Below are 26,204 nucleotides of genomic sequence, written 5' to 3' on the forward strand. Positions count from 1 at the left end.
CGAACCGTTCCCTGCCGGGCACATGGGGTCACCGGTGAACGGGCGTGCGCCGGGGCCGCCCCCGTACGCCCTGAGCTGCGTTCACTCCCGCACCCGGATTGGCTCCCCACTCCAGGGAAAGATGCGGGATCATGTCTGGCATGACCGAGGTGTCCTCGCTCACAGGGCGGCTGCTCGTGGCCACGCCGGCCCTGGCGGACCCGAACTTCGACCGCGCGGTGGTGCTCCTCCTCGACCACGACGAGGAGGGCTCTCTCGGCGTCGTCCTCAATCGCCCCACCCCGGTGGACGTGCGCGACATCCTGGAAGGCTGGGCCGCTCTCACCGGCGAGCCCGGTGTGGTCTTCCAGGGCGGCCCCGTCTCGCTGGACTCGGCGCTCGGCGTTGCGGTCATCCCGGGCGGCGCGGGCGGCGAGCGCGCCCCGCTCGGCTGGCGGCGGGTGCACGGCGCGATCGGTCTGGTGGACCTGGAGGCCCCGCCCGAACTGCTCGCCTCGGCCCTCGGCTCCCTGCGGATCTTCGCCGGTTACGCCGGCTGGGGCCCCGGCCAGCTGGAGGACGAGCTGGTGGAGGGCGCCTGGTACGTCGTCGAGTCCGAGCCGGGGGACGTGTCCTCGCCCGCCCCGGAGAGACTGTGGCGCGAGGTGCTGCGCCGCCAGCGCAACGAGCTGGCGATGGTGGCCACGTATCCCGACGACCCGTCGCTCAACTGATGCCTGTGAGCTTCAGTACCCTTGCTGATATGAGCACTCTTGAGCCCGAGCGCGGGACTGGTACGGGAACCCTCGTAGAGCCGACGCCACAGGTGTCCCACGGCGACGGCGATCACGAGCGCTTCGCCCACTACGTCCAGAAGGACAAGATCATGGCGAGCGCCCTCGACGGGACTCCCGTCGTGGCGCTGTGCGGCAAGGTGTGGGTGCCGGGCCGCGACCCGAAGAAGTACCCCGTGTGTCCCATGTGCAAGGAGATCTACGAGTCCATGGGCAGCGGCGGCGACGACAAGGGCGGCAAGGGCGGCGACAAGAAGTAGGGCTGCCCCCGCCCGGCTGAGGACAGCACGGCCCCCGGGACGCGTCGAGGCGCGTCCCGGGGGCCTTTGTGCTTTCTGGTCACAGAGTGGTTGAGACCTCTTGTCGGCATGTTCATGTTGTCCATAGCCTCCGTGGTGTTGTGCAGAGCGAAACAGTCATTGCATATGTTGCAACGCACTTATCTCCGGAGGAACGCTCCATGAAGCTGTCCGCCCCACTCGCCGCGCTGCTCACCCTCGTCGTCGCCACCGCCTGTGCCCCGCAGTCCTCCTCCAACTCCGCCTCCGACAAGGACGAGAAGACCGGCACTCTCAGGGTCTGGCTCTTCCAGGAGGTCGGGAACGAGCCGAAGAAGAAGGTCGTCGACTCCGTCGTCGCCGCCTTCCGGAGGGACCACGAGGACACCAAGGTCGACGTCGAGTACATCCCGGTCGAGACCCGCGCCCAGCGCGTCAAGGCCGCCTTCAACGACCCGTCCTCCGCGCCCGACGTCATCGAGTACGGCAACACCGACACCGCCGGCTACGTCCACGACGGCGGACTCCTCGACATCACCAAGGAGTTCTCGGCCTGGAGCGAGGCGAAGAACACCGACCCGACGGCCCGGCAGTCGGTCACGGTCGACGGAAAGGTCTACGGCGCGCCCTTCTACGTCGGCGTCCGCGCCCTGTACTACCGCACCGACGTCTTCGGCGAACTCGGCCTGAAGCCGCCGAGGTCCATGGCAGAGCTGGCCACCACGGCCCGTACGATCCGCGCCGCGAAACCCGACCTGTACGGCCTGGTCGTCGGCGGCGCCTACACCTACGGCGCCATGCCCTTCATCTGGGCCAACGGCGGCGACCTGGCCACCGGCAAGGGCGGCTCGTACGCCTCCGCGCTCGACAGCGCCGCGGCCCGCAAGGGCATCAAGGCCTACACCTCCTTGTTCTCCGACGCCAACTGCCCCGCCGCCAAGTGCGCGGGCATGGGCGGCAACGACACGGTGACCGCCTTCGCCGCGGGCAAGGCCGGCATGGCGATCGGCGGCGACTTCAGCCACGCGGCCGTGGAGGCCGGGAAGGTGAAAGGCAAGTACGCCGTCGTACCGCTGCCGGGCGTGGCCCCGGGCTCCGTCGCCCCGGCCTTCGCGGGCGGCAACAACATCGGCGTCCTGAAGAGCACCACCCACCGCACGCTCGCCGTGGACCTCATGGAGCGGCTGGCCGCCAAGAAGACGCAGTCCGCCCTGTTCGACGCGATGGGCTTCCTGCCGACCTTCACGGACGTCCGCGACCGGGCAGCTGCCCGGCAGCCGTTCGTGAAGCCGTTCGTGCAGACGCTCTCGGCCGGCACCAGGTTCGTCCCCGCCTCGCCCGCCTGGTCGCAGATCGACTCCTCGCTCGTCCTGCCGACGATGTTCCAGGAGGTCATCAGCGGCAAGAAGAGCGCGGACGCTGCCGCGAAGGAGGCGGCGGCGAAGATGAACTCCGCGTTCGGCTCTGTCGGATGACGGCGCCCGACAGCTCGTGGGGTGCGGGGCGTCGGTGGGTGCGGGAGGCGGGCGGCCGGTCGCGCCCATACGGCGGCAGCCGCCGATTCGGCCCCGCCCCGCGCACCTCGGCGGGCGGCCGGACGCCCTGGATCTATCTCGCGCCCGCTCTTGTCGTGCTCGGCGGCCTGCTCGTCTACCCCGTCTACCAGCTCGGGCTGATCTCCTTCTTCCAGTACACCCAGGCCCAGGTCAGCGGGGGCGAACCCACCGTCTTCCGGGGGTTCGGCAACTACGCCGACCTGTTCTCCGACGGGCAGTTCTGGCAGGTGCTGCTGGCCACCGTGGTCTTCGCGGCGGCCTGCGTGGTCTCCACCCTCGCCGTCGGCTGCGCGCTCGCCGTGCTCCTCACACGCGTGCGTGCCGTACCCCGGCTGGCGCTGATGCTGGCCGCGCTCGGCGCCTGGGCGACCCCGGCCGTCACCGGCTCCACGGTGTGGCTGTTCCTGTTCGACCCTGACTTCGGCCCGGTCGACCGGGTGCTGGGGCTCGGGGACCACTCGTGGACGTACGGGCGCTACAGCGCCTTCCTGCTCGTCCTCCTCGAAGTGGTCTGGTGCTCCTTCCCGTTCGTGATGGTGACGGTCTACGCCGGGATCCGCGCCGTACCGCATGAGGTGCTGGAGGCCGCGGCCCTGGACGGCGCCTCGCAGTGGCGGATCTGGCGCTCGGTGCTCGCACCGATGCTCCGGCCGATCCTCACCGTCGTCACCATCCAGTCGGTCATCTGGGACTTCAAGGTCTTCACGCAGATCTACGTCATGACGGGCGGCGGCGGCATCGCCGGGCAGAATCTGGTGCTGAACGTGTACGCCTACCAGAAGGCGTTCGCGTCGTCCCAGTACGGCCTCGGCTCGGCGATCGGCGTGGTGATGCTGCTGATCCTGCTCGCCGTGACGCTGGTGTACCTGCGGCTGCTGCGCCGTCAGGGGGAGGAGCTGTGAAACTTCTTCGTGTGCGTGTGCGGCGGCCGTGGCGGTCGGCGGCGGAGGTCTCGGCCCTACTGATCGCGGCCGCCGTCGCCTTCCCGCTGTACTGGATGGTGCTGAGCGCCTTCAAACCGGCCGGCGAGATCGAGTCCGACCGGCCCCGGCCGTGGACGCTCTCGCCTTCCCTGGACTCCTTCCGGCGGGTCTTCGGGCAGCAGGAATTCGGCCGGTACTTCGTCAACAGCCTTGTGGTGGCGGGCAGCGTGGTGATCGTCTCGGCGGTGATCGCGTTTCTCGCCGCGACCGCCGTCACACGATTCCGTTTCCGCTTCCGGACCACCTTGCTGATCATGTTTCTGGTGGCCCAGATGGTGCCCGTGGAAGCCCTCACCATCCCCCTGTTCTTCCTCATGCGGGACTTCGGTCAGCTGAACACCCTCGGCTCGCTGATCCTGCCCCACCTCGCCTTCTCGCTGCCCTTCGCGATCTGGATGCTGAGGGGGTTCGTGAAAGCCGTGCCGGAAGCGCTGGAGGAGGCCGCGTACCTGGACGGGGCGAGCCGCGGACGATTCCTCTGGCAGATCCTTTTCCCGCTGGTCTTCCCGGGCCTCGTGGCCACCAGCGTGTTTTCCTTCATCTCGGCCTGGAACGACTTCCTGTTCGCCAAGTCCTTCATCATCAGCGACACGTCCCGGTCGACCCTGCCGATGGCCTTGCTGGTGTTCTACAAGCCGGACGAGCCGGACTGGGGCGGGGTCATGGCCGCGTCCACGGTGATGACGATTCCGGTGCTGGTCTTCTTCGTACTCGTACAGCGACGCCTGGTCTCGGGACTGGGCGGAGCGGTCAAGGACTGACATGACAGACATGGTGGAAGTGATCCCGGCTCCGGCGCGCTGTTCGTGGAACGCCGCCGGGTACACGAGCCTCGACAGCGAAACGGCCCTGGAGGCCCGGCCCGGCACGGAGGGCGTCGCACGCTGGCTGCGCGCCACCGTCGGTGCGGCGTCCGGCCTGCCGTTTCCGGAGGCGGACGGCCGTGACAACCGCATCGTGCTGAGCATCGAACCCGGCCTGCCCCCCGAGGGCTACCGCGTCGTCATCGACGAGTATCCGTTCCGTATTCAGGGCGGCAGCGCGGCCGGCGTCTTCTACGGAGCCCAGACCCTCCGGCAGCTGCTCGGCCCCGACGCGTTCCGCCGCGCGCCGCTGCGGCCGGACCAGGACTGGGACCTGCCGCGGATCACCGTCGACGATTCCCCCCGTTTCCGCTGGCGCGGCCTCATGCTCGACGTCGCCAGGCACTTCATGCCCAAGGAAGGTGTCCTGCGCTACCTGGACCTGATGGCAGCGCACAAACTCAACGTCTTCCACTTCCACCTGACGGACGACCAGGGCTGGCGGATCGAGATCAAGCGCTACCCGAAGCTGACCGAGGCCGCCTCGTGGCGGGCGCGGACGAAATTCGGTCACCGGGCCTCGCCGCTGTGGGAGGAGAAGCCGCACGGGGGTTACTACACCCAGGACGACATCCGGGAGATCGTCGCCTACGCCGGCGAGCGGCATATCACCGTCGTCCCGGAAATCGACGTACCGGGCCACTCGCAGGCCGCCATCGCCGCATATCCGGAACTCGGCAACACCGACGTCGTCGACACCACCGCCCTGACCGTCTGGGACACCTGGGGGATCTCCTCCAACGTACTCGCCCCCACCGACACCACCCTGCGCTTCTACGAGGGGGTGTTCGAGGAAGTCCTGGAGCTGTTCCCGGCGGACGCCGCCGAGTTCTCGGCGTTCGTTCACGTCGGCGGCGACGAATGCCGCAAGGAGCAGTGGAGCGAGTCGGTGGCCGCCAAGACCCGCATCACGGATCTCGGGCTCGCCGACGAGGACGAGTTGCAGTCGTGGTTCATCGGGCACTTCGACCGGTGGCTCGCCGAACGCGGGCGCCGGCTCATCGGCTGGGACGAGATCCTGGAGGGCGGACTGGCGCCGGGAGCCGCGGTGTCCTCGTGGCGCGGCTACGGAGGCGGGGTCGCGGCCGCGCAGGCCGGGCACGACGTCGTCATGTGCCCGGAGCAGTACGTCTACCTGGACCACCGGCAGGCCCCGGGCGAGGACGAACCCGTGCCGATCGGCTTCGTGCGCACCCTGGAGGACGTCTACCGGTTCGAGCCCGTTCCGCCCCGGCTCACCCCCGAGGAGGCCCGGCATGTGCTGGGCACCCAGGCCAACGTGTGGACCGAGGTGATGGAGGACGCCGCGCGGGTGGACTACCAGACCTTCCCGAGGCTCGCCGCCTTCGCCGAGGTCGCCTGGAGCCGGCTGCCCGCCCCGCAGGAGCGGGACTACGCGGACTTCGAGCGCCGTATGGCCGCCCACTACCGGCGACTTGACGCCCTCGGCGTCGCCTACCGGCCGCCCACCGGACCACGGCCGTGGCAGCGGCGCCCCGGCGTGCTCGGCCGCCCGATCGAGGGCCCGCCCCCGAACCGCTAGGGAACCGATATAGAACAGACAGCATAAAAACCCGCCAGGGTCACCGAAGAGTGGCAATTCGCGCGCACCGGTGATGCCGTGCGAAAACGGACCATCTCGCAGATGAGGGGGGCGAATGCCCCCTAGCGGACCCCCGCGTTCGGGGCTTGCGAAGATGTGCCAGAGTTGCCACGTCCGCCCTGTGAGCACGTACCGTACGGCCACACAGGTGGGACCAGGTGGGGCAGCGGGAAGGGGCAGCCGGTTTGACCACGCACGCACCGCAGGCGGCGCAGGCCGTCACGCTGCCCACGACGCTGGACGAGGCCGTGGCGGCGCTCACCGCCATGCCCACGGCCGTCCCCGTGGCGGGCGGCACCGACCTGATGGCCGCCGTCAACTCCGGTCAGCTCAGGCCCGCCGCCCTGGTGGGCCTCGGGCGGATCAGCGAGATCCGCGGCTGGCAGTACCAGGACGGCCACGCGCTGCTCGGCGCGGGCCTCACGCACGCACGCATGGGCCGCCCCGACTTCGCGGCCCTGATCCCGGCGCTCGCCGCCGCCGCGCGCGCCGCCGGGCCGCCGCACATCCGCAACGCGGGCACCCTCGGGGGCAACATCGCCTCGGCCGCCCCCACCGGGGACGCGCTGCCGGTGCTGGCCGCCCTCGAGGCGACGCTGATCATCGCGGGCCCGGCCGGATCCGGCCGGGAGATCCCGGTGTCGCATCTGCTGGCCGGCGTGGAGATGCTGCGCGGCGGCGAACTCATCGGCTTCGTGCGCGTGCCCCTGCTGCACGCCCCCCAGGTCTTCCTGAAGGCGACCGGACGCACCGGCCCGGGCCGCGCGGTGGCCTCCGTGGCCCTCGTGCTCGACCCGGCCCGGCGCGGGGTGCGGTGTGCCGTCGGTGCCATAGCGCCGATGCCGCTCAGGCCCCTGGAGGCCGAGCAGTGGGTCGCCCGGCTCATCGACTGGGACAACGACCGCGCGCTCGTCCCGGAGGCCCTGAACGCCTTCGGGGAGTACGTCGCCGCGGCCTGCATCCCCGACCCGGCCCCGGAGCCGGACGGCTCCGTGGCCCCGCTGCCGCCCGCCGTACTGCACCTGCGGCGAACCGTCGCCGCGCTGGCCCGACGAGCACTGGGGAGGGCACTGTCGTGACCGACGACCAGCACGGAGAGGGCACGCCCCAGGGCGGCGGACGCTGGAACCCGCTGCCCCAGGGCGACTACGACGACGGCGCCACCGCCTTCGTCAAGCTCCCCGAAGGCGGCATCGACGCCCTGCTGTCCGGTGACAGTCCCCTGGCCGCACCGGGCCACGGCTATGTGCCGCCGCAGATAACGGCCACCCCGGGAGCGAGCGACCCGGCCGCCACCGGTACGTGGACGATGCCCGCCGACGGCCGGCAGTGGCCCGACCCGAACGCCGTGCCCCAGGAGCAGGCGGCGGACGACCGGTTCACCTACCACCCCGCCGCCACGCAGCAGTGGACCTTCGAGGAGCCGGCGGCCTCGCCCGCCCCCGGGCACGACGTCACCGGCCAGTGGTCCATCCCCGTCGCCGGGGGTGATCTTCCCGACGAATCGGGCGAGTTCACCACGTCCTCCCTGGTCGAGCAGTGGGGCGGCACCCCGCCGGCCACCCTCCCCGGCGGCGCGCCCGCGCCCTGGGCGACGGAGACCGCGGGACAGCCGTGGGGACAGCCCGAGCCCGACGCCGGACCCCGCAGGGCCGACGGGTCCCCGGCACCGGAGTACGCGCCCACGGCGCCGTACGCCCCGGCCGGGCCCGCCCAGGCCCCTGACGGCCCCGCCGGCAGCCCGGCGCCGCACGGCGGTTCCGGGGCCCCCTCGGCCGCACCGGAGGCCGGGGAAGCGCCGGACACGGCCGCACCAGAGACCCCTGTGGACCCCGGGCCCCCGGCCGACGCACCGGACACGGCCGGAGCGGACCCGGCCGGTGCGCCGGAGGACACCGAGGCCGCCGAGCCCGCCGCGCAGGCGCGGGCCGACGACGACCCGGATGCTCCGGAACAGGACGCAGCCGCGGGCCCCGCCCGGGGCGCCCCCGCGCCGAACGACGACCACCCCCTCGCCTCCTTCGTCCTGCGGGTCAACGGCACCGACCGCCCCGTCACCGACGCCTGGATCGGCGAGTCCCTGCTCTACGTGCTGCGGGAACGGCTCGGCCTCGCCGGAGCCAAGGACGGCTGCTCGCAGGGCGAGTGCGGCGCCTGCAACGTGCAGGTCGACGGACGCCTGGTGGCCTCCTGTCTGGTCCCGGCGGTCACCGCGGCGGGCAGCGAGGTCCGAACCGTCGAGGGCCTGGCCGCGGACGGGCAGCCCTCCGACGTGCAGCGGGCCCTCGCCCGGTGCGGTGCCGTGCAGTGCGGATTCTGCGTACCGGGCATGGCGATGACCCTGCACGACCTGCTGGAGGGCAACCCCGCCCCGACCGAGCTGGAGACCCGGCAGGCCCTGTGCGGCAACCTGTGCCGCTGCTCCGGCTACCGGGGCGTCCTGGAGGCCGTCAAGGAGGTCGTCGCCGAACGCGAGGCGCACACCGCCGCCGAGGCCGGGACGGACGCGGACGAGGCACGTATTCCGCACCAGGCGGGCCCGGGCTCCGGCGGCGTCAACCCGTCGGCGTTCGAGACACCGGGCGTCTTCGACAGCCCGGGCACATTCGGTGCACCGGGACCGCAGAACCGGCACTACGGCCAGGACGGAGGCCAGGTGTGAGCAACGAAACGGTCACCGCGACCACTGCCGCGGAAGCGGCCCCCGCCGTCGATCCGTTGCCGCACGGCCTGGGCGCCTCGCTGCCGCACGCCGACGCCCGGGCCAAGACCGAGGGCACCTTCCCGTACGCGGCCGACCTGTGGGCCGAGGGCCTGCTGTGGGCGGCCGTACTGCGCTCCCCGCACGCGCACGCGCGCATCGTGTCCATCGACACCACCCACGCGCGCGAGATGCCCGGCGTACGGGCCGTCGTCACCCACGAGGACGTGCCCGGCACCCCCCGCCACGGCCGGGGCACCCCCGACCGCCCGGTGTTCGCCTCCGAGGTCGTACGCCATCACGGCGAGCCCATCGCCGCCGTGGCCGCCGACCACCCCGACACCGCGCGCATGGCGGCCGCCGCCGTCATCGTCGAGTACGAGGTGCTCGACCCGGTCACCGACCCGGAGCAGGCCTTCGAGGCCGAACCCCTGCACCCCGACGGCAACCTGATCCGGCACATCCCGCTGCGCCACGGCGACCCGGACGCGGCCGGCGAGATCGTCGTGGAGGGCCAGTACCGCATAGGGCGCCAGGACCCGGCCCCCATCGGCGCCGAGGCCGGTCTCGCGGTGCCGCGGCCCGACGGCGGCGTGGAGCTGTACCTGGCCTCCACCGACCCGCACGCCGACCGCAACACGGCCGCGGCCTGCTACGGCCTGTCCCCCGATCGGGTGAAGATCGTCGTCACCGGGGTGCCCGGCGCCACCGCCGACCGCGAGGACCAGGGCTTCCAGCTCCCGCTCGGCCTGCTCGCCCTCAAGACCGGCTGCCCGGTCAAGCTCACGGCCACCCGCGAGGAGTCCTTCCTCGGCCACGTCCACCGCCACCCGACGCTGCTGCGCTACCGCCACCACGCCGACGCCGAGGGCAAACTGGTGAAGGTCGAGGCGCAGATCCTCCTCGACGCGGGCGCCTACGCCGACACCTCCGCCGAGGCACTCGCCGCCGCAGTCTCCTTCGCCTGCGGGCCGTACGTCGTCCCGAACGCCTTCATCGAGGGCTGGGCCGTACGCACCAACAACCCGCCCTCCGGCCATGTGCGCGGCGAGGGTGCCATGCAGGTGTGTGCCGCCTACGAGGCGCAGATGGACAAGCTCGCGAAGAGACTGGGCGTGGACCCGGCCGAGCTGCGCCTGCGCAACGCGCTCGCGACCGGAGACGTCCTCCCGATCGGCCAGACGGTGACCTGTCCGGCACCGGTGGCCGAACTCCTCCAGGCGGTCCGTGACTTCCCCCTGCCTGCCCTCCCCAAGGACACTCCCGAGGACGAGTGGCTGCTGCCCGGCGGCCCCGAGGGCGCGGGCGAGCCGGGCGCGGTGCGCCGGGGCGTCGGCTACGGCCTGGGCATGGTGCACATGCTCGGCACGGAGGGCGCCGACGAGGTCTCCACGGCGACCGTGAAGGTCCACGACGGCGTCGCGACCGTGCTGTGCGCGGCCGTGGAGACGGGCCAGGGCTTCACCACGCTCGCCCGTCAGATCGTCCAGGAGACGCTCGGCATCGACGAGGTGCACGTGGCACCGGTCGACACCGACCAGCCCCCGGCCGGCGGGGGCTGCCGCGGCCGCCACACCTGGGTGTCGGGCGGCGCGGTGGAACGCGCGGCCAAGATGGTCCGCACCCAGCTCCTCCAGCCGCTGGCACACAAGTTCGGCATGTCGACGGAGCTGCTCCAGATCACCGACGGCAAGATCACCTCGTACGACGGCGTGCTGTCGACGACCGTCACCGAGGCGATGGACGGCAAGGAGCTGTGGGCCACGGCCCAGTGCCGCCCGCACCCCACCGAGCCGCTGAACGCCGAGGGCCAGGGCGACGCGTTCGTCGGCCTCGCCTTCTGCGCGATCCGCGCGGTGGTGGACGTGGACATCGAACTCGGCTCGGTCCGGGTGGTGGAGCTGGCGGTCGCCCAGGACGTGGGCCGGGTGCTGAACCCGTCGCAACTCGCCTCGCGCATCGAGGCGGGCGTCACCCAGGGCGTGGGCATCGCCCTCACCGAGAACCTGCGTACGCCCCGCGGTCTGATCCGCCATCCCGACCTGACCGGATACGCCCTGCCGACCGCGCTGGACGCGCCGGACATCCGGATCGTGAAGCTGGTCGAGGAACGGGACGTGGTCGCACCCTTCGGCGCCAAGTCGGTCAGCGCGGTGCCGGTGGTGACGTCCCCCGCGGCGATCGCCTCCGCGGTCCGCGCGGCCACCGGACGCCCGGTCAACCGCCTCCCGATCCGTCCGCAGGCCGCCGTGGTGACGCCCCAGTGAGCAGCACGCCGCCCGAGGAGCCGCGCTACGAGCCCCCGCCCGGCGTGGGCAAGTTGTTCCTGTGGATCGTGCTGTTCGCCGTGGCGGCCCTGGCCGTCGTCCTGGGCGGCATCTACTTCACCTGAGGAACCGCCTCCGGGGGAACCGCCTCCCACGCCCCGGGGAATTGGTCCAGACGAATTGTCCCCGTGCGGAACGGACGTGCCCCGGCCGGCGTCCTTTATCCACGGGCGTTGTCAGTGGTGCGGCGTAGTGTCCTGGGCAGTGAGGGACGGCCGCTTCCGACGGGAGGCCGGAGGGCGGCCGGGCATGCCCTGCCCAGGGACCGACGCACCGAGGAAGATCGCGGGGGAGCGATGAGCACGACCGACGCCGGGATTCCGGCGATCACGCTGACCGAGGCGGAGCTGGACCGGTACGTCACGCACGCACCGACGCGCGGACTGCTCACCGGCCCCGGACTGCCCGCGGACACCGACCTGTTGACGTTCTCCCCCCTCCGCGCGCACGGCCTGCGCACCCTCGGCGACGCCACGGACGGCCCCTTCCGCCTGGCGGAGGAGCTGCGCAACCGCCTGGTGATAGGCGAACTTCTCAACCCCGCGGGGATGGAGCGCGAGTCGATCCTGCTCGACGGCGACACGGGCGAGCTCACGACGGCCTACCTCCTCGACCCCTGCGACCCCCGCCCCTTCGCCCCCTCCCTGGACACCCTTCTGCGCTTCGCCGCGGTCACGGAGGAACTCGCAGGCCTCCGAGGCCGTTTCTCCTCACTCTCGGGCCAGTACGGCCCCAAGACGGTGACCGAGGCCTCCCGCCGCCTCCTCACCCTCTTCGAGGAGGGCACGGACGGCGAGGTCCCGGCGTACTGGAAGGCGGCGGCCCTGATCCGTCCGCTGGCGCTCATCGCCGGCCCCGGCACGGCTTCCGGCCTCACCCTGGACGTCCCCGCCCGTGTGCTGGACCAGGAGTTCGGCCCCGGCCGGGTGGCCCGCTTCGAGGAGGTCGACTTCCCCGCCACGCTCACCCACGAGCCGACCCGCCGCTTCCTGCGGGAGACGGGCCTGCCGGAGGAGGCGGTCCTCTTCCACGCCGACACCGACGTCCCGCTGCCCACCCTCACCGAGTACTTCACCGGCGAACGCGCCGACGACTATCCGCTGGACGCCCTCCCCGCCCACTGCGACCACCTGATCCGCCTCGGCTACCTGATCGAGGACAACAGCCTGGTGATCGACGGCAGAACGGGCGCGATCCTCACCTTCAGCGAGCCCGAGGCGACGCTCCACCCCCTGAACACCGACGCCTCCACCCTGGCCTTCACCCTCTGGCTCCTGCACCACGAGCGCACGATCGACGAACACCTGGCCAACGAGCTGACGACGGCCGCCTACGACCACCTGGCCGCGGCCATGATCCAGACCCTGACATCGCTGGACCCCACGGGCCTGTCCGCGAACACCGACTGGCACTACTGGACGGAGCTGTTCCAGGACGAGGCGGGCGGGGTGCTCTGAAGCGTGCGGCCCCTGCGTTCCCCGGCCGTAGGCTCGGTCCACCGAACCGAGGGAGGGAAGCATGCGCATCGTGCGCGTCGTCACCACCGTCGAGGAATTCAACGCCCCCGACGGCTTCACCGACTGGTCCCACGAGAGCCGGTCCAACTACCTGGCCGAGCTGCAGCGCAGCGGGGGCTACAAGGTGCTCGCCCGCACGGAGAGCCTGTCGGCGCCCGACGCGACCGAGAACGTCGCAGCGACCGCGTCCGACTGAACAGCCACAGCGGTTGAAGACCGGCGGGGACGACCCGGCGCCCCTGCTCCAACACCCGGCCCGCAAACCGGCTTCGGACGCCCGTCCTCGGTCGCTCCCCCAGCGGTGCCCTTGCGCGGCCGGTGTCGCAATTGGAGCATGTCGCAGTTGCGACACCTGAGGCCGGTGACAGGTTGAGCTGCATCAACGGATGCTTTCGGACAGCTTGCGCCCCCAGCTGTACGAGAGGTGTCTCACTGATGTCCAGAATCCGCCTGACGGCGGCAATATCGGCAGGGTTGGCACTGGTTGCCGGATTCATGCCAGTCGCATTCGCGGCACAGACGGCGGCTACCGGGACCACCACTCGTCCCGCCGCTGTGCCGGGGGCCCACTCCGTGACCGTCCGGCTGGTGACCGGTGACCGGGTGACCGTGACGACGCTGCCCGGCGGACGGCACACCGCGTCGGTGCGGCCCGCACCCGGGCGCGAGCACATCCCCTTCCAGACGCTGGAGGGGGACGACAAACAGTTGACCGTGATGCCGTTCGACGCCGAGGCGCTGGTGTCGGCCGGCACCCTGGACCGGCAGCTGTTCAATGTGACGGCACTGATCTCCCAGGGCTACGACGAGGCACGCACCTCCGCGCTGCCGCTGATCGTCTCCTCACGGCCGGAGCCGTCGCGGGCCGGGGCCAGGGTCACCGCACGGGCAGCGAAGACAGCCGCGGCCACGGCCGACCGCCTGGTGGCGCTCAACGCGTCGGCGACGCCCTCCCGTGACCTGGAGAGCATCCACGCGCGGTCGGTGCGGGTCGCCGGCCACGACCTGGGGAAGTTCTGGAAGACGCTGAACCCCGGCGGAGCGCCGGACGCCGCCCGCACCGCGGTCACCCCGCGTATCTCGCTGGACGGCAAGGTGAAGGCGCTGCTGGACCGCAGCACGGCGCAGATCAACGCCCCCACCGCCTGGAAGGCCGGCTACGAAGGCCAGGGCGTCAAGGTGGCCGTGCTCGACACCGGTGTCGACGCCAGTCACCCCGACCTCGTCGACCGCATCGCGGAGGCCAAGGACTTCTCCGGCAGTGGGAACACCGGCGACCACTTCGGCCACGGCACCCACGTCGCCTCGATCGTCGGCGGCAGCGGCGCCGCCTCCGACGGCACCCGACGCGGTGTCGCACCCAAGGCCGACCTGCTGATCGGCAAGGTGCTGGACGACAACGGCTACGGCGACGAGTCGGGCATCATCGACGGAATGGAGTGGGCGACCGCCGAGCACGCCAAGGTCGTCAACATGAGCCTCGGGGCGGACGAGCAGACCGACGGCACCGACCCGCTCAGCCAGGCCGTCGACAACCTGACCGCCTCCACCGGCACGCTCTTCGTGATCGCGGCGGGCAACTCGGGCCCGGGCCGGTCCACCGTCGGCACGCCGGGCGCAGCCGACTCCGCGCTGACCGTGGGCGCCGTCGACCGCGACGACTCCCTGGCCTCCTTCTCCAGCCGCGGCCCGCGCTTCGGCGACGACGCGGTCAAGCCCGATGTGACCGCCCCCGGCGTGGGCATCGTCGCCGCCCGCGCGGCCGGCACCACCCTGGGCGACCCGGTCGACGCCAACTACGTCGCGCTGTCCGGGACCTCCATGGCCACCCCGCACGTCGCCGGCGCCGCCGCGCTGCTGGCCCAGCAGCACCCGGACTGGACCGCCCAGCAGCTCAAGGACGCCCTGATCAGCACCGCGCACACGGTGCCAGGCACCAAGGTGACCGAGCAGGGCGGCGGCCGCATCGACGTGGCAGCGGCCATCGGCCCGGTCACGGCGACCGGTTCCGTCACCCTCGCCCCGCTGACAACCGGTGGCACGCAGGGGCAGCAGCAGGCGGCCACCATGCGCTACACCAACACCGGCGATCACCCGCTCACCCTCTCCCTGGTCGCCGATCTGGCCACCGAGACCGGGCACGCGATCCCCGACGGGGTGGTCAGCCCCGACTCCAGCACCGTGCAACTGGCCCCCGGTGCCACCGCCGACGTGCCGCTGCGCACCGACGCGACCCACGCGGTCCGCGGCAAGTTCTACGGATACGTCACCGCGAAGTCCGCCGACGGCACCGTGCTCGCCCACACCACCGTCTCCCTCGTGGTGCACGCCCCCCAGCACCGGCTGACCGTGGTCTACCGCGACCGCGACGGCAAGATCGTGCCCGGCTCACTGCCGACCATCTGGGGCCCCGACGGGTTCGTGAACTACACGGATCGCGAAGCGGGAGTCGCCGTCGTGGAAGAGGGCACGTACAACATCAACTCCGGTTTCTACGACCGGACCGATGACGGCGAAGAGGCCGGTCAGATCGTCGACCCCGAGGTGAAGGTCACCAAGGACATGACGGTGACGCTGAATGCCGCCGATGTCACCGAGGTGAAGATCCGCACGCCGCGCCCCGCCGAGCAGCACGGCGTCCTCAGCACCATGTTCTACCGCCAGATCGACGGTCACGGCCTGCTCCAGGGCGCCCTGTTCTTCGACACCGTCAAGCGGCTCTATGTCAGCCCCACTGCTCCGGTCACCGACGGTGCCTTCGAGTTCTCCTCGCGCTGGCAGATGACGGCCCCGCAGCTGCGGGCCAAGGTCTCGGGCAGCTCACAGCAGTTCGCCCCGTACTACCAGCCGACCTCCCCGGTCTTCGGGGACCAGGGCGCGCGGCTGACCGCTGTGGCCGTCGGCCTGGCGGCGGCGCCCGACTTCCGCGGGGCGCGCGGCAAGCTGGCCGTCGTACGGGACGACAACTCCGCCTGGTACGACCGACGGGCTCTCGCGCAGGCCGCGGCGGCCGCCGGAGCCAAGGCGCTGCTGCTCGTGCAGCCCGAGGGTTTCTCCGACTGGACCCGGTGGCAGCCGAACGGTGACCGGATGGCCCTGCCCACCATGCAGACCTCCTGGAAAAACGGGACGGCTCTGCTGGAGCGCATGGCGAAGGGCGCCGCGACGGTGGAGTTCTCCGGCACCGTCCGCAGCCCGTACCTGTACGACGTGATGCAGGTCTCGAAGGGCTCCATCCCCAAGCAGGTGGTCCACACCGTCTCGGATCGGAACAGCGCGGAGGTCCGCAGTACGTACACCCGCACCGGTGCCTCGTCGTGGGCGAGCGAACAGCGTTTCGGATGGCGGCCGTTCGAGGACACCGCGTGGAACCAGTACAGCCGCTACGTTCCGGTGGGACAGGAACGCGTCGAGTACGTGAGCGCCGGGGACACGCTGTGGCAGCACGTCGTGCACCACAGCGTCGTCGACAACGTCGACTTCCCGCTGCAGGCCGGCATGCATGACGACCCGCACACCTACCAGCCCGGCCGGCGCGCCACGGAGCGGTGGTTCGGAGCAGTGGTCCGCCCGTCGATCCCGCGTGGCAAGGGCCTGCCGTCGGTGCGCAACGGCGACACCCTGTCGGTGTACGTCCCGGAATTCAATGACTCCGGCCCCGGCCACTGGTCGTTCGCGGAGAGCGACCCCTTCGGTGGAATCGGCGGCGGCGTCGGCACGGCTTCCGTGAACGACACGGCCAAGGCAGTGCTGTACCGGAACGGGGAGCAGATCGCCACGTCCGACAACGGTGCGTGGGGCAACTTCGAGGTGCCCGCGGGCAACGCCGAGTACCGGCTCGACCTGACCACCGCCCGCGTCTCGGACGACTGGCACTTCGGCACCCACAGCAACACCTCGTGGACGTTCCACTCGGGCACCGCGGCCGACACGACCCTGCTGCCGCTGCTCCAGCTCGACTACGACGTACCGGCCGACGCACAGAACGCGGCCGGCGCGGCGCGCGCGCACGCCCTCGGCCTGACCGTCCGCATGCAGGACGGCATGGCAACCCCCCGCGGGGTGACGCTGAAGGTCGAGGCGTCGTACGACGACGGGAAGAGCTGGGCCGCCGCGCGCACCGCGCGGGACGGCGGTGCCGGTCGGTTCACCGCCACCGTGCAGCGGCCGTCGAGCGTACACGGCGACGCGTACGTGACACTGCGGGTCACCGCCACGGACGCCGACGGCAACAGCGTCCAGCAGACCGTGAATCGCGCCTACCTGCACCACGGGACCGCGTGAGCCGCCGGGAACGCTGAAGCCGACCGGTCCGGCTGAACCACGGCGGGTGCCAGGGCCCTCAGGACCCTGGCACCCGCCGGGTCGTCTGCGCCTGGCGACGGGCCTTCTGATCTTGTGCTGAGCCCAGGTCCAGATCGACTCCGAGCGCCTCTCTGACGCTCCGATGCAGGGCAGAAATGGTTTCCCCGGCGGGATTCGAACCTGCAAACGGCCGGAAGGGTGGCACCCGGCATGGGGTGCCACCCTTCCGCTCCGCCTGCTCAAGGCAGATGGAGGCCGTGGCGGGAATTGAACCCGCGTACCTCGCTTTGCAGGCGAGTCCCTGGGCCACTCGGGCACACGGCCGTGTCGGTCGCCTTGGTGGCGGGCCGGACTTGGTGCATTGACCGTACGGTGGGGCCGAGGAGCCGTTCAAGGGAAGCTCCGGTGCTGCAACGAGGCTGCCACACGGCGTTCATGAAGCGTGGGGTGTACGACCAAGGTCGCAGGGCGGGTGGGACCACCGACAGGGGTCAAACCGGGTTGTGGGACTTACTCTGGCGAGCATGACCGCCCTCGAATCTCCTGACACCGCTGTGGTGGCTGATGCCGCCGGCACAGAGGGCGGTGTGCTGAGCCGGTCGTACCGGGCACTCAGCATCGGGATCGTGTCCGTCGTGCTGCTCATCGCGTTCGAGGCGACCGCCGTCGGGACCGCGATGCCCGTCGCGGCGCGGGAGCTTGACGGGGTGGCGCAGTACGCGTTCGCCTTCTCGGGGTATTTCACGACCAGCCTCTTCGGGATGGTGCTCGCCGGGCAGTGGTCCGACCGGCGAGGCCCGCTCGGGGCACTGACCACGGGCATCGGCGCCTTCGCCGCGGGGCTCGTCGTCGCCGGGACGGCCCAGGTCATGTGGGTGTTCATCCTGGGACGGGCCGTACAGGGGTTCGGCGGCGGGCTGGTCATCGTCGCGTTGTACGTCGTCGTCGGGCGCGCCTACCCCGAGCGGCTGCGGCCCGCGATCATGGCCGCCTTCGCCGCCGGCTGGGTCGTACCGTCCATCGTCGGGCCCCTCGCCTCGGGCGCCGTGACGGAGCACCTGGGCTGGCGGTGGGTCTTCCTCGGCATACCCGTCCTGGTGGTCTTCCCGCTCGCACTGGCGCTGCCGCAGATACGGCGCAGAGCGGCAGGGCCGGTGGAGGGCACCGAGGACTCCGCCTCCTTCGACCGACGCCGTATCCGCCTCGCCCTCGCCGTCTCCCTCGGCGCCGGGCTCCTCCAGTACGCCGCCCAGGACCTGCGGTGGCTCTCCCTGCTCCCCGGGCTCGCCGGAGCCGCCCTGCTGGTGCCCGCCGTCCTCGGCCTGCTGCCGCGCGGCACCTACCGCGCCGCCCGCGGGCTGCCCTCCGTCGTGCTGCTGCGCGGGGTGTCCGCGGGGTCCTTCATCGCCGCCGAGTCCTTCGTCCCGCTGATGCTGGTCACCCAGCGGGGGATGTCGCCGACGCTGGCCGGCTTCTCGCTGGCCGCGGGCGGGGGAACCTGGGCGCTGGGCTCGTGGGTGCAGTCCCGGCCGCGCGTGGAGCCGTACCGGGAGCGGCTGATGACCGCGGGGATGGTGCTGGTGGCCGCCGCGATCACCGCCGCGCCGAGTGTGCTCGTGCAGGCCGTGCCCGTCTGGACCGTCGCCGTCGCCTGGGGCTTCGGCTGCTTCGGCATGGGGCTGGTGATCTCCTCCGCCAGCGTGCTCCTGCTCCACCTGTCCGCCCCTGCGGAGGCCGGCTCCAACTCCGCCGCGCTGCAGATCTCCGACGCCCTCTCCAACGTCGTCCTCCTGGCGGCGGCCGGTGCGGCCTTCGCGGCCCTGGGCGGCGGCAGCACGGCAGCCGCCACGGCCACCGCGTCCGGCGCCGCTCACCCCGCCGCCTTCGCCGCGGTGTTCCTTCCGATGGCGGGGGTGGCGCTGGTGGGGGCATGGGTGACCAGGCGATTGCGGGAGCGCTGAGCCCTCCGCGAACCGGTCGCCGGGCCCTGGCGGCGCGCCCTGGCCCTTCCGCATGCATGAGCTGACCCTCTCTCCCCCGACCCCGCCGTCCAGCAGGAGCTGGACGACCTCGCGGACGCGTCCGGCCGCCCGACCGAGGAGGTGGTGCCGGGGGCCGTACGCAGGTGTCTGCACGAGGAGGGGACAGCCGTCCGCGCCCTCGCCGAGCGCCTCGCCCACAGCCACGCCGACCTGCTGAGGAGGCTCGGCGAATGAGCCGCCATCTCACCGTCGCCGACGCCACCGCCATCGCCGAGGTCGCCTTCGGCGGCCGTCCGCCCGAGGCGCGGGAGCCCGGGCTGCCGGCCTCCGCCCTGCACCGGCCCCGCGCCCGGATGTTCGGTACGGCCGCCTACGAGGACCTGTAGGAGCAGGCCGCCACCCTGCTGCACGCTCTCGCCGCCAACCCCCCTGGTCGACGGCAACAAGCGCACCGCCTGGCCGGCGACGGCCGTCTTCCTCGCCCGCAACGGGGTCGATCTCGCCGACGCCGACCAGGACACCGCATACGACCTGGTCATCGATGTGGCCTCCGGCAAGGCGAGCGACGTGGCGGTGATCGCGGGGCGGCTGCGGCGGCTGTGACGTGGATCCCACCCTGGGGGGACCAGGCCCCGTCCGGCCGTTGACGGCGGCAGGGCGCCGGTAGGGTGGCCCGGTTGTCATACGTAGCCGAGCCGCCCGCCCGTCACCCACCACCGCCCCGACCGACACTCCTCCAGCGCCGAAAGCCTGGGGGGACCCCAGCGCGTCGGCCCTTGGAATCGACCCCTTGACCACGGAGACCGTGACTACTACAGCCGCTTCCTCCTCCCACCACCTTTCCCCCGCCTTCCCGGGCCGCGCGCCCTGGGGTACCGCCAGCAAGCTGCGTGCCTGGCAGCAAGGGGCGATGGAGAGGTATGTCCAGGAGCAGCCGCGCGACTTCCTCGCCGTCGCCACGCCCGGCGCCGGCAAGACGACCTTCGCGCTGACCCTCGCCTCCTGGCTGCTGCACCACCACGTCGTGCAGCAGGTGACCGTGGTCGCGCCGACCGAGCACCTGAAGAAGCAGTGGGCGGAGGCCGCGGCCCGGATAGGGATCAAGCTCGACCCCGAGTACAGCGCGGGCCCGATCGGCAAGGACTACGACGGGGTCGCCGTCACGTACGCCGGTGTCGGTGTGCGCCCCATGCTGCACCGCAACCGGGTGGAGCAGCGCAAGACGCTCGTCATCCTCGACGAGATCCATCACGCGGGTGACTCCAAGTCCTGGGGCGAGGCGTGCCTGGAGGCGTTCGAGCCCGCGACCCGCCGGCTCGCGCTGACCGGTACGCCGTTCCGGTCCGACACCAACCCCATCCCCTTCGTGACGTACGAGGAGGGGCAGGACGGGATCAGGCGGTCCGCCGCCGACTACACCTACGGCTACGGCAATGCCCTCGCCGACCATGTCGTCCGGCCCGTCATCTTCCTTTCCTACAGCGGCAACATGCGCTGGCGCACGAAGGCCGGCGACGAGGTCGCCGCCCGGCTCGGCGAGCCGATGACGAAGGACGCGATCAGCCAGGCCTGGCGTACCGCCCTGGATCCGCGCGGTGACTGGATGCCCAGCGTGCTGCGCGCCGCCGACCAGCGGCTGACCGAGGTCAGGAAGGCCATCCCGGACGCCGGTGCCCTCGTCATCGCCTCCGACCAGGACTCCGCCCGCGCCTACGCCAAGCTCATCCGCGAGATCACCGGCACCAAGGCCACCCTCGTCCTGTCCGACGACGCCGGCGCCTCGAAGCGGATCGACGAGTTCAGCGCCAACACCGACCGCTGGATGGTCGCGGTGCGCATGGTGTCCGAGGGCGTCGACGTGCCGCGGCTCGCGGTCGGCGTGTACGCCACCACCATCTCGACACCCCTCTTCTTCGCGCAGGCCGTCGGGCGTTTCGTACGGTCCCGGCGGCGTGGCGAGACCGCCTCGGTGTTCCTGCCGACCGTTCCGGACCTGCTGACCTTCGCCAACGAGATGGAGAAGGAGCGGGACCACGCCCTCGACAAGCCGAAGAAGGAGGGCGAGGAGGACCCGTACGCCGAATCCGAGAAGGAGATGGAGGAGGCGAACAAGGAACAGGACGAGGACACCGGCGAACAGGACATGCTGCCCTTCGAGGCGCTGGAGTCCGACGCCGTCTTCGACCGGGTCCTCTACGACGGCGCCGAGTTCGGCATGCAGGCCCACCCGGGGAGCGAGGAGGAGCAGGACTACCTCGGGATCCCGGGACTGCTGGAGCCGGATCAGGTGCAGATGCTGCTGCAGAAGCGGCAGGCCCGGCAGATCTCGCACAGCCGCAAGAAGCCGGACTCCGAGGCCGATCTGCTCGAACTGCCCGCCGAGCGGCGCCCGGTGGTCAGCCACAAGGAGATGATGGAGCTGCGCAAGCAGCTCAACACCATGGTCAGCGCGTACGTCCACCAGAGCGGCAAGCCGCACGGGGTGATCCACACCGAGCTGCGGCGGCTGTGCGGTGGCCCGCCGAGCGCGGAGGCGACGGCCGGACAGCTGCGGCAGCGGATCGCCAAGGTGCAGGAGTGGGCCACGCGCATGCGCTGACCCCGTCGTCCGTGTGCGTATCAGGACGAATGCTGGCAGTCCGTCCCCACGCCTGCCCGGATTCTGGACGGAGACTTCCGCTCAGCGAACCGGCTTCGCTACTGTCCCGCTACGCACACGCCCCGTGGCAGCGCCGCCGCGGAGCGCAGCCGTGAAGCGACATGACCCGGAGCCGCCGGGCCGTCCTGCCGATCGGCGGCCTCTGAGGCGCGTCGCCGACGGGACTCGGTGATGCATCCGTCGCCCAGGGGTTGCCGACCTCACCATCAAAGGAGTGGGCGTCGTGACCGCGGAGACCTCTCAGACGCTCGACCGGGGACTGCGTGTCCTCAAGCTGCTGGCCGACACGGACCACGGACTGACCGTCACCGAGCTTTCCAACAAACTGGGCGTGAACCGCACTGTGGTGTACCGGTTGCTCGCCACGCTGGAGCAGCACGCACTGGTGCGCCGTGATCTGGGCGGGCGGGCCAGGGTCGGGCTCGGAGTGCTGCGCCTCGGCCGGCAGGTGCATCCGCTGGTACGGGAGGCCGCGCTGCCCGCGCTGCGCTCGCTCGCCGAGGACATCGGCGCGACGGCGCATCTGACGCTGGTCGACGGGACGGAGGCGCTGGCGGTCGCCGTGGTCGAGCCGACGTGGACGGACTATCACGTGGCCTACCGGGCCGGTTTCCGGCATCCGCTGGACCGGGGAGCCGCGGGCCGGGCGATTCTGGCCGCACGGCAGTCGCAGTCGGCCGATCCCGGGTACACGCTGACGCACGGCGAGCTGGAGGCGGGTGCCAGCGGCGCCGCGGCCCCGCTCGTCGGTGTGACGGGTGTGGAGGGCAGCGTGGGCGTGGTGATGCTGGCGGACTCCGTGCCCGAGAGGGTGGGGCCGCGCGTGGTCGACGCGGCACGGGAGGTCGCGGAAGCGTTGCGCTGAGCGGGACCGCGGCCGGACCGTACGGCGGACAACCAGGTTCCCGCGCACCGGGAGCGGTGCGCGCGGCGGCTCAGGCGCCGGCTGTGCCGAGCCCGGCCAGCGTCCTCAACTGCAGCCACAGCACCAGCCGTTCGTCGGGGTCGTCCAGGTCGACCCCGATGTGCTGCTGGAGCTGTCTGAGGCGGTACCGGCAGGTGTTGGGGTGCACCGCGAGCAGCCTGGCCGCGCCCGCCATGTCGCAGCCCGCGTCGAACCAGCAGACGAGCGTGCGGGCGTACTCCGTACCGTTCCCGGCGTCGTACGCCAGCACCCGCCGCCAGGTGCCCGCGCTCAACTCCCGCCGTTCGCCCATCACTTCGGAGAGCCGCAGCAGCGTCACGCGCGGCCGCACCTCGTCCACCGTGGCGACCGGCAGGTCCGCGTCCAGTACCCGCAGCACCAGGTCCGCGTCGGCCCGGGAGTCCGCCAGGCCGCCCGCGTCCGGCACCACCTCGCCCAGCGCCGCCCGCACCGGCACCCGCAGCGCCTGCCCGGCCCGTCCGACGATGTCCTCGGCCAGCTTCCGGTGCCGTTCACCGGGCGCCGGGAGCACGGCGTACACCACCCCGTCCGCCAGCACGCACGCCTGCCGCCCGTAGCGCGCCTCGCACTGCAGCCGTACGACGTCCAGCAGGCGCAGCGCGGTGCGTTCGGCGTCCGGCACGCTCGCTGCGGCGTCCAGCACGAACGCGGCCACCCGGGCCGGGCCCTCGATCCCGAGCCGCTGGGCGGCCGTCGGCGCGTCGGCCGTGCCGTCCAGCAGGCGGCGCAGCAGGTCGCCGCCCCGGTGCCGGGCCAGTTCGCGGGCCGCGCGGGCCCGGAGCAGGAGCAGCGCGGCCGTGGAGGCGCCCTGGGCGAGGGTGTCCTCGGCATCGGGGGCGAGCGCGCCGGCGTCGATCACCCACACCGAGCCGAGCGTCTCCCCGGCGGCCCGCACCGGCATCGCCAGCCGGGGCAGGCCGGAGCCGGTCAGCGCGGGCAGCCGCACCGGCCGGTCGGCCGCGAACAGCCGCCGGTACTGCTCGGTGTTCTCCGTGCTGGCCGGCACCTGCAGGCCGAGGATGCCCTGTCGCCGGTCCTCGTCCACCTGCTGCCCGGGGACGGTCGAGTAGGCGAGGATCCGCTGCCGGGGGTCCTCGACGGCGGTGGCCCCGCCGGCCGCCGCCGCGATCGCGTCGGCCAGGGCGAACAGGTCACCGAGGCCGGTGTCGGTGGCGGTGGCGGGCCGGGCGCCGATGGCCGAGGCCAGCAGCAGGTGCACCTGGTGCCAGGCCGCGTCCTCGGCGACCGACAGCAGCGCCACGCCGTGCGCCTCGGCCTCCCCGACCGGCCCGTCCGCGCCCCGCACCACGACCCCGGTCAGCCCGGCCTCCGCCGCCGCCCGCACCAGCGGCCCCGCCTCGGCCGCCCGTACTCCGACCGCCAGCAGCAGCGCCCCGGGCAGCCGGGGAAGCGGGGCCCGGCCGTCGTAGAGCACCGCCTCGGTGACCGGCACGTCCTGTCCGGCGGGGGCGGTGTGCAGGTGCAGGGCGGGGCCGCCGACCACGTCCAGGAGGTCGCCCAGGGTGCACGCGTCCATGGCAGTCCTCGAAGGGCGGCTTGGCTGATACTGAAACGAACGTACGCATCCCTTGGCCGCTCGCACAACACGCGGCTCTCCGCCGCCTCCGAGACTCGTGCCATGACAGCAGGAGTCCTGGCAGCAGGAGTCACCCTTCGCAGCGTCCGCGACGTCGCCGGGCTCACGGCCGTGGCCGACTACTTCAGCGACGTCTGGCAGACCGCCCGCACCGCCCCGCCCTATCCGGCCGAGGTGCTGCACAGCCTGGTGCACGCCGGCGGTGCCGTGCACGCCGCGTACGACGGGCACCGGCCGGCCGGTGCCTCCGTCGCCGTGCTCGCACCGGAGCGGGGCACGTACTCCCTGGTGGCCGCAGCCGACCGGGGCCTCGGGTCCGTGGTGAAGCGGGCCCAGCGCGAGTGGGCCGTCGGCGTCGGCGCCCGCACCATGCGCTGGACCTTCGACCCGCTGGTCGGCCGCAACGCCCGCTTCAACCTCGTGAAGCTGGGGGCCGTCGGCACGGACTACCTGGTCGACTTCTACGGCCCCATGGCGGACGGCGTGAACGACGGCGACGAGAGCGACCGGATGACGGTGAGCTGGGACCTCACGGCGCCGTCGGCCTCGTACGGCACGGAGACCTCGTACGGCACCGAGACCTCGTACGGCACGGAAGCCCCGTTCGCCACGGAGGGCTCGTACGGCACGGAGGCCTCGCACGGCACCCTGACCCCGCACGGTACGGACGGCTCGTACGACGTGCGGGACCGCGATCTGGCGCCCGCCACCCACACCGCCCCCGACGGCGGCACGCTCGCCCGCCGCGACCTCGGCGACCGGTTCGTCTTCTGCCGCGTCCCCGACGACATCGTGGAGCTGCGTGCCGTCGACCCCGTCCTGGCGCTGCGCTGGCGCTACGCCGTGCGCGAGGTCCTTACGGAGGCCTTCGCGGAGGGCTTCCGGGCGACGGACATGTCCCGCGACGGCTGGTACACGCTCACCCGCCCCCGCTCTCGGCTGCGCTCGAGCGGGGGGACCCCCGTGGAGGGGGCCGCATGAAGCTGGAGCGCGTGGAGATCGTGCATGTGGCGATCCCGCTGGTCACGCCCTTCCGTACGTCCTTCGGCACGATGACGACGAAGGACACCTTTCTGCTGCACGTCGTCACCGACGAGGCCGAGGGCTGGTCGGAGTTCGCCGCCGACCCCGAGCCGCTGTACTGCTCGGAGTTCGTGGCCGGAGCCGAACTCGTGCTGCGCGACTTCCTGCTGCCCCGCGCGGCCGCTCTCCCGCACCTCACCACCGCCGCGCTGGCCCCCGCGACGGCGAAGATCAAGGGGCACGAGCTGGCGAAGGCGGCCCTGGAGACGGCGGTCCTGGACGCGGAGCTGCGCTCCTACGGCATGCCGCTCGCGACCTTTCTCGGTGCCGTACGGGACCGGGTCCCCGCCGGGGTCTCCGTCGGCATCAAGAACTCGGTGCCCGAACTGCTGGACGACGTCGAGCGCCACCTCGCCGAGGGGTACGTCCGCATCAAGCTGAAGATCGAGCCCGGCTGGGACGTCGAGCCGGTCCGGGCGGTCCGCGAGCGCTTCGGCGCCGGGCTGCCCCTCCAGGTCGACGCCAACACCGCCTACACCCTCGCGGACGCCGAACACCTGCGGAGGCTGGACGAGTTCGGGCTGCTGCTGATCGAGGAGCCGCTGGAGGAGAACAACCTCCACGCCCACGCGCGGCTCCAGCAGCGGCTGACCACCCCCGTCTGCCTGGACGAGTCCCTGCACCACGCCCGCGACACCGCCTCCGCGATCGCCATGGAGGCCTGCCGGGTGGTGAACGTCAAACCCGCCCGGGTCGGCGGCTACCTGGAGGCCCGCCGGGTCCATGACGTGGCCCTCGCGCACGGGGTCCCGGTGTGGTGCGGCGGCATGCTGGAGACGGGCATCGGCCGCGCCCCCAACCTGGCCCTGGCCGCCCTGCCCGGCTTCACCCTGCCCGGCGACACCTCGGCCTCCTCGCGCTACTTCGCCGAGGACATCACCGAGCCCTTCGTCCTGGTGGACGGCCATCTTCCGGTTCCGGCCGCGCCCGGCATCGGCATCGAGCCGCTCCCGGACGCGCTGCGGCGGTTCACCCGGGAGCGACGGGACCTGTACGCCGCATGAGGGGCCGAGGGCGCGGAGGGCCGTCAC

19 protein-coding genes, 1 tRNA gene and 1 pseudogene are annotated in these 26,204 nt (G+C 72.2%); 19 read left to right on the top strand and 2 right to left on the bottom strand.

What is annotated here, in order from left to right; all coding sequences use genetic code 11:
- The first annotated feature begins 140 nt into the window (after positions 1–140).
- The 13 genes from ACIRU3_RS03480 (at position 141) to ACIRU3_RS03540 (ending at position 16,885) form a co-directional block, all read left to right on the top strand.
- Positions 141–713, top strand: coding sequence for a YqgE/AlgH family protein (locus ACIRU3_RS03480; RefSeq protein WP_404050736.1), 573 nt, complete (start codon positions 141–143; stop codon positions 711–713).
- 29 nt (positions 714–742) lie between these two features.
- Positions 743–1,033 carry a DUF3039 domain-containing protein gene (locus tag ACIRU3_RS03485; protein ID WP_404050737.1) on the top strand — a complete coding sequence of 97 codons (291 nt, stop codon included), beginning with the start codon at positions 743–745 and terminating at the stop codon, positions 1,031–1,033.
- A gap of 200 nt (positions 1,034–1,233) precedes the next feature.
- A complete protein-coding gene (locus ACIRU3_RS03490; protein WP_404050740.1) occupies positions 1,234–2,526 on the top strand; it encodes an extracellular solute-binding protein in 1,293 nt (430 codons plus the stop codon).
- A complete protein-coding gene (locus tag ACIRU3_RS03495) occupies positions 2,523–3,509 on the top strand; it encodes a carbohydrate ABC transporter permease (protein ID WP_404050743.1) in 987 nt (328 codons plus the stop codon). The genes ACIRU3_RS03490 and ACIRU3_RS03495 overlap by 4 nt, the downstream gene beginning before the upstream one ends.
- Positions 3,506–4,351 (top strand): carbohydrate ABC transporter permease, encoded by an 846-nt coding sequence (locus tag ACIRU3_RS03500; RefSeq protein WP_404050745.1) that lies wholly within the window; start codon positions 3,506–3,508, stop codon positions 4,349–4,351. Before ACIRU3_RS03495 ends, ACIRU3_RS03500 begins: the two co-directional genes overlap by 4 nt.
- Before the next feature lie 10 nt (positions 4,352–4,361).
- On the top strand, positions 4,362–5,996 hold the full coding sequence (locus tag ACIRU3_RS03505; protein WP_404051875.1) for a beta-N-acetylhexosaminidase: 1,635 nt from the start codon (positions 4,362–4,364) through the stop codon (positions 5,994–5,996).
- A 245-nt stretch (positions 5,997–6,241) separates the two neighbouring features.
- A complete protein-coding gene (locus ACIRU3_RS03510) occupies positions 6,242–7,135 on the top strand; it encodes an FAD binding domain-containing protein (RefSeq protein WP_404050747.1) in 894 nt (297 codons plus the stop codon).
- Positions 7,132–8,718 (top strand): 2Fe-2S iron-sulfur cluster-binding protein, encoded by a 1,587-nt coding sequence (locus ACIRU3_RS03515; RefSeq protein ID WP_404050748.1) that lies wholly within the window; start codon positions 7,132–7,134, stop codon positions 8,716–8,718. The genes ACIRU3_RS03510 and ACIRU3_RS03515 overlap by 4 nt, the downstream gene beginning before the upstream one ends.
- On the top strand, positions 8,715–11,024 hold the full coding sequence (locus ACIRU3_RS03520) for a xanthine dehydrogenase family protein molybdopterin-binding subunit (protein ID WP_404050750.1): 2,310 nt from the start codon (positions 8,715–8,717) through the stop codon (positions 11,022–11,024). The genes ACIRU3_RS03515 and ACIRU3_RS03520 overlap by 4 nt, the downstream gene beginning before the upstream one ends.
- Complete coding sequence (locus ACIRU3_RS03525) at positions 11,021–11,149, top strand: hypothetical protein (RefSeq protein ID WP_404050752.1); 129 nt, start codon at positions 11,021–11,023, stop codon at positions 11,147–11,149. The genes ACIRU3_RS03520 and ACIRU3_RS03525 overlap by 4 nt, the downstream gene beginning before the upstream one ends.
- 231 nt (positions 11,150–11,380) lie before the next feature.
- A complete protein-coding gene (locus ACIRU3_RS03530; RefSeq protein ID WP_404050755.1) occupies positions 11,381–12,541 on the top strand; it encodes an SUKH-4 family immunity protein in 1,161 nt (386 codons plus the stop codon).
- A 61-nt stretch (positions 12,542–12,602) separates the two neighbouring features.
- Positions 12,603–12,797, top strand: a complete 195-nt coding sequence (locus tag ACIRU3_RS03535) for a hypothetical protein (protein WP_404050758.1) — start codon at positions 12,603–12,605, stop codon at positions 12,795–12,797.
- 239 nt (positions 12,798–13,036) lie between these two features.
- The gene (locus tag ACIRU3_RS03540) at positions 13,037–16,885 is read left to right on the top strand and encodes a S8 family peptidase (RefSeq protein ID WP_404050761.1); all 3,849 of its coding nucleotides are present in this window, start codon (positions 13,037–13,039) and stop codon (positions 16,883–16,885) included.
- Between the two features lie 270 nt (positions 16,886–17,155).
- Here the strand turns inward: ACIRU3_RS03540 and ACIRU3_RS03545 are convergent.
- A tRNA-Cys gene (locus ACIRU3_RS03545) sits at positions 17,156–17,230 on the bottom strand.
- Between the two features lie 200 nt (positions 17,231–17,430).
- On the opposite strand from ACIRU3_RS03545, the gene ACIRU3_RS03550 reads away from it, so the two are divergent.
- From ACIRU3_RS03550 to ACIRU3_RS03565, 4 genes and pseudogenes are all read left to right on the top strand, one after another.
- Positions 17,431–18,867: an MFS transporter gene (locus tag ACIRU3_RS03550; protein WP_404050764.1), complete on the top strand. Its 1,437-nt coding sequence runs from the start codon at positions 17,431–17,433 to the stop codon at positions 18,865–18,867.
- Positions 18,868–19,118: 251 nt separating this feature from the next.
- Positions 19,119–19,491 (top strand): annotated as a pseudogene (locus ACIRU3_RS03555) (type II toxin-antitoxin system death-on-curing family toxin).
- Positions 19,492–19,693: 202 nt separating this feature from the next.
- A complete protein-coding gene (locus ACIRU3_RS03560; RefSeq protein WP_404051878.1) occupies positions 19,694–21,487 on the top strand; it encodes a DEAD/DEAH box helicase in 1,794 nt (597 codons plus the stop codon).
- Positions 21,488–21,770: 283 nt separating this feature from the next.
- On the top strand, positions 21,771–22,412 hold the full coding sequence (locus ACIRU3_RS03565; RefSeq protein WP_404050766.1) for an IclR family transcriptional regulator: 642 nt from the start codon (positions 21,771–21,773) through the stop codon (positions 22,410–22,412).
- 70 nt (positions 22,413–22,482) lie between these two features.
- Here ACIRU3_RS03565 and ACIRU3_RS03570 read toward each other — a convergent pair whose 3' ends face one another.
- Positions 22,483–24,030: a PucR family transcriptional regulator gene (locus ACIRU3_RS03570; RefSeq protein ID WP_404050769.1), complete on the bottom strand. Its 1,548-nt coding sequence runs from the start codon at positions 24,028–24,030 to the stop codon at positions 22,483–22,485.
- A gap of 102 nt (positions 24,031–24,132) precedes the next feature.
- On the opposite strand from ACIRU3_RS03570, the gene ACIRU3_RS03575 reads away from it, so the two are divergent.
- The gene (locus ACIRU3_RS03575) at positions 24,133–25,071 is read left to right on the top strand and encodes a chorismate synthase (RefSeq protein ID WP_404050770.1); all 939 of its coding nucleotides are present in this window, start codon (positions 24,133–24,135) and stop codon (positions 25,069–25,071) included.
- On the top strand, positions 25,068–26,177 hold the full coding sequence (gene menC, locus ACIRU3_RS03580; RefSeq protein ID WP_404050773.1) for an o-succinylbenzoate synthase: 1,110 nt from the start codon (positions 25,068–25,070) through the stop codon (positions 26,175–26,177). The genes ACIRU3_RS03575 and menC overlap by 4 nt, the downstream gene beginning before the upstream one ends.
- The last annotated feature ends 27 nt before the right edge of the window (positions 26,178–26,204 follow it).

The organism is Streptomyces sp. NPDC101151, assembly GCF_044768335.1.
In the GTDB taxonomy this organism is placed as follows: domain Bacteria; phylum Actinomycetota; class Actinomycetes; order Streptomycetales; family Streptomycetaceae; genus Streptomyces.